The sequence below is a fragment of the uncultured Nostoc sp. genome, assembly GCF_964247315.1.
Classification (GTDB): domain Bacteria; phylum Cyanobacteriota; class Cyanobacteriia; order Cyanobacteriales; family Nostocaceae; genus Nostoc.
Map to the genome: position 1 here is coordinate 1 of NZ_CAXTTT010000251.1, position 2,371 is coordinate 2,371.

General features: G+C 35.9%; 3 protein-coding genes. 2 read left to right on the forward strand and 1 reads right to left on the reverse strand.

What is annotated here, in order from left to right:
• Positions 1-448: pentapeptide repeat-containing protein (locus ACFE93_RS34410; protein ID WP_375480584.1), on the reverse strand; the 448-nt coding region annotated here is incomplete at its 3' end.
• Between the two features lie 545 nt (positions 449-993).
• Between ACFE93_RS34410 and ACFE93_RS34415 the strand changes: the two genes are divergently transcribed.
• Complete coding sequence (locus tag ACFE93_RS34415) at positions 994-1,848, forward strand: hypothetical protein (protein WP_375480586.1); 855 nt, start codon at positions 994-996, stop codon at positions 1,846-1,848.
• A gap of 145 nt (positions 1,849-1,993) precedes the next feature.
• On the forward strand, positions 1,994-2,344 hold the full coding sequence (locus ACFE93_RS34420) for a hypothetical protein (protein WP_375480588.1): 351 nt from the start codon (positions 1,994-1,996) through the stop codon (positions 2,342-2,344).
• The last annotated feature ends 27 nt before the right edge of the window (positions 2,345-2,371 follow it).

A 2,371-nucleotide genomic window follows, 5' to 3' on the forward strand; every position in this document is an offset into this window, starting at 1 on the left:
ATTTTACCAGTTTTAACCTCCGCTTTTTTCTGAGTTTGTGAGAAATTCGGGTTAAGTCTGCTTGAGTCAAACAAGCATTTTCTAAATCAGTATCTGTTAAATTTGCCTCTCGTAAGCAGACAGAATCAAGCTTGGCATAATTTAAGTGAGCATTGGTTAAGTTTACTCTAGTTAGATTAGCGTAACTTAAGTTTGCCCACAGTAGACTCACATTTAACAAGTTTGCGTTTTGCAAATTGGCTTTTTGGAAGTCCGCTCGATTTAAATCTGTCCAAACCAGGGTGGCACAACTCAAGTTAGCCTCACTGAGATTGGCACTACTGAGGTTAGCATAGCTAAAATCAACACTACTAAAATCAACACCCTGCAAATAAATCTGGCTTAAATTCAGGTGTTGAAAATCTCTTTCCTTAGCTGCATAGCGTTTGATAATTTCTTGGGCAATCATTGTTTTGAGCTAGTTTAAATAACAATAAACTACCGCCTACAATGAATTGTCTCCCAATTTAGCAATATTTTATTAATAATTTATATTTGATTTTCTGTTATCAAAATTAATACATTTTCACTAAAAATATGAATTTTATTGATTGACAAAATTTTATATATATGTACAAAAACAATATTTATGGCATTGTATGTTCAAAGTTGTGATACTTATATATTGACAAAAAACTGATCTGTGAGGCAGTAACTAAAAATATCTTGCAGCAGAGATAAATATATGACATTTATGTACTTGTTTAATTTCAAATGAAAATGCTTTAATAAACTTTTAGAGCAAGGGTATTTGCAAAAGTTATCCAAAAAATTCATATTTACTATTTTGGTTTTTATTCGTTTACATGAAAATTTCTAAACCTCTGTAAGTATAAACTTTCGGAACGGATTCTATTGCTGACAACCTGAAAAATATGCCCAACATTAGCTTGAAAAAGATTGATACAATCTTCCAGGTGAAAAGGGAGTCTTTAACCTTTAACATCTATATTTATGATCGCGTCAACATCCAGCATTATCAGCACGATTACCAGTATTATCAACATGGTTTCTGACGAAAAGTTGAAACAGGCTTTGAGTCAGAGTTTCTTGGAACCTAGTGAGCCACTGCAACATTGTGAAAACTTTTTTGAGCTGTTACCTACTCATTGCTGGTCAAGCAAAATGCTAGCCACATTCTTTTATTCCTGGAAAGCTACACACTTGAAGATGTTAGCTATATATGGGCTATCTTGCCGTTTACAACGTATTGCTTTAAGCAGAGATACTCAAGAACGGGAACAATTATTGTTAGCTAGCGCCTTCAATGCTGAAACTAGTTACGAAGATTTAGGGTTAGACTACGAAGGTGTAACTCACGCCGCACTCTATGAAGATTTTGCTAACAGCTTTTTAGGAAACTACTCTTGGCAATTAGATGAATATTGTTTACCCCAAGCGCGTGATTTTCAGAAATGGATATATCACAACATGGTGGTAGATGATATTTTCAAAGGTTTACTCACAAATATGTTTTCAGAAATTTACAATCACGGTGAGTATACGCGAGCCTTATTTGCTTTTTCAGAATTAATTGATAAATATTACCACTTCTCCCCTGAAGAAAAAAAGAAAGCTTTGTTCTATATCGGTGTTCATGTTGCAGATGAAACGGAAGTGGCTCATTTTCAAGTGATCGTCAAAGCCTTGAATGAGTACAGCGAAGCTACTAATACTCCAATTGACTATACACAAGCAAAACTTTTGTTTAAGGAGTACCTGACTCGGTTAGGTACTGTAATGGAAGCACTAACTATAGAGATGAGACAAGAAATAAATGCAGCAAAACATCTGCTATCCGTGCCTTAAACCTCAAGCTTAACATTTTTTTGAGGATGCTCAACAAGCTATTGCTGCAACTTTAGATTTTCGACAACATCTGTGTGCGCTCGCTCACAACAAAAAGCTACGCTCAGAAGTTGTTGAGGATCAAAGTTATCCCAATGAAGTGATTGTGCTGAGACCAAAACAGACTCAAGCGCCTCCTTTACTACTATTAGATGGAATGGGGCCTCTAGCAGGTTTAGGAGCTTTTGAGGTAGCCTGTCAGATGTTCCAAAACAGTAGAGAAATTGTTCTATTTCAAGCTTGTTCGCTGCCTAATCGGACTACGGCTATTCAACAAAAGACTCAAATTGATGCATCTCAAGAGCCGGATTTGGTGATGATGCTGGCGATCGCTATCCGAGAAGCAATGCAGTACATTTGCTCTAGTGTTGAACCTGTTGAATTGATCGTTCTGTGCAATGGCGCTCATTATTTCTTACCTGAAGTGATGCCAGGGCAAACGCATCTTATTTACTAATAAAAACTAAGAAAGATTTCAAAATAA

Bases quoted from the DNA above. Each gene is read 5' to 3' on its own strand.
- ACFE93_RS34415 (WP_375480586.1), top strand. From the start codon at position 994: ATGATCGCGTCAACATCCAGCATTATCAGCACGATTACCAGTATTATC.